Here is a 1734-nt window from a genome sequence, read left to right as displayed (position 1 = left end):
GTTAATTTTCATGGTAGTTAAATAAAGCAATTGATTATTTGGATAACTTATAACCGTCATGTATAGCTTCCCAATCAAGGGGCCTAGCCATACTATTTTCAATGTTCTCTAATGGTTTAAAGCCATATTTTGCATAAAGGGAATGAGCATCTTTAGTACCAAGGTGAAAGCTCGTGCCTTTCAAATTTGGATGTTCGGTGATTACACTCATTAACCATTTACTAAGTCCTTGGCCTCTATAATTGGGAAGAATGAAGACATCACCTAGCCAAGAAAATCTAACAAGATCGGATACAACTCTTGCAAAGCCAACTTGTTTAGGAGAACCAATGGTTGGATTTCCTTCATAAATACCATAACAAATAATAGAGTTATCAATGGATGCTATAACTAATTCTTTCGAAATGCCTTTAAGCCAATAAGACTCATTGCTAAGGAATTTGTATATTACTTCTATATCTAAAAGGCTTTTGTCAGTACTTATGTAAAAACCATTTTTACTTATCAACTCTGCTTGTCTATTCTCTATCATTTCTTTTCCCCCATTATAAATAATGTATAAAAACAATTATACTATAAATGGATTTTATTCCAATTTTTCGACTATTAGATTATTCACTAAACTGCAAGAAAGTGTCCCTGAAGCTAACTTCAAATTCTCTTTCTTAAATCCCTGTTAATCTGTAACAAAATTGCCCTTAACTGAAAAACGAGCGCTTATCCTTGTTCCAGGATAGCGCCCTAAAATGGAATAACTAAAAGATATTCTCAATCATAAGATCAAATATTTCTTATTTCACTAAAGCACGTATAAAGTTTAATTAGGTTAATATTAATCTTTATACGTGCTCTCCCTAAAAGCTTTTTTTACCCTTTCAATTTGGTCGAGATGTCCTTGTATATGTTGGACACGGAATTCCAATAATTCTTTGAATGTGAATCGTCCAGCATCTGCATAAACTCCAACTCTATCAAATTGTTCGGTTGTCAAATTACGGATAATAGGAAGCATACTGGAGCGAAGTATCTTAAAAAGGAGTAAGTATTGTTCACGGTCTAATTGCTCATAATCCAATGAATTCGCCCAAGCGTTCTGGTCAGGCGATGTTAAAAGTGGTTCAGACTCGGACAAAACCTTTTTCAGTCTATGTGTAGACACCAATTCCGAATCCGTTATATGTATAATAATCTGATGTATACTCCATTTATCCTTTCCTGGTTTGAACCTAATCTCTTCCTCAGACAATTCTTTAATGGATTCCCTTAACATCGTATATCCTTGGCTATACTTTTCAATCAACGCTTCCATTTTGTTCCTCCCTGAATAAATATTATTAAGTTACAAATTCTTGCTTAATTGTAATTATCCTTTATCGATTTTCTTTCAACTTAAACTGCCATTATCTACAGTATGATTTTCCACCGTATTTAATGTAAGTAAAGATACCAAATGTGCCAGTTTTCTATCTTTGTAGAACCTGCACCATAACTTTAAGTACATTCATTCACTAACTCTATTTCTCAAATTAAATATCTAATTATTTGCCTAGTGTTATTCCACAATCTGGCCCTTTTCATGAAGAAAGACGCTTTCCTTGTTTCAGAAAAGCGCCCGATTGTTGAATATTGATTGTTATTAAAAGAAGCCCTTGTTAGTTTAATAAGAATTCTTTAATCGTTTATAATAAGAGCAGCATTGAATGGAGGATTTTTATGAAAAAAAGCCTTTAAAAT

General features: G+C 32.9%; 2 protein-coding genes. Both read right to left on the bottom strand.

The features are described from left to right. Positions 1–34: 34 nt before the first annotated feature. Positions 35–532 carry a GNAT family N-acetyltransferase gene (locus V7122_RS23025; protein WP_335490670.1) on the bottom strand — a complete coding sequence of 166 codons (498 nt, stop codon included), beginning with the start codon at positions 530–532 and terminating at the stop codon, positions 35–37. 300 nt (positions 533–832) lie between these two features. Further along, positions 833–1309, bottom strand: a complete 477-nt coding sequence (locus V7122_RS23020) for a DinB family protein (protein WP_335529452.1) — start codon at positions 1307–1309, stop codon at positions 833–835. Positions 1310–1734: the final 425 nt, after the last annotated feature.

It is taken from the genome of Bacillus sp. JJ1532 (assembly GCF_036965085.1).
Taxonomy (GTDB): domain Bacteria; phylum Bacillota; class Bacilli; order Bacillales; family Cytobacillaceae; genus Cytobacillus.
The sequence above is the reverse complement of the archived record's forward strand: the minus strand, read 5'-3'. Positions and strand labels throughout refer to the sequence as shown.

What these genes read in the sequence shown, in the direction of transcription:
- V7122_RS23025 (WP_335490670.1), bottom strand. Translation starts at nt 532, where the DNA reads ATGATAGAGAATAGACAAGCAGAGTTGATAAGTAAAAATGGTTTTTAC.
- V7122_RS23020 (WP_335529452.1), bottom strand. Translation starts at nt 1,309, where the DNA reads ATGGAAGCGTTGATTGAAAAGTATAGCCAAGGATATACGATGTTAAGG.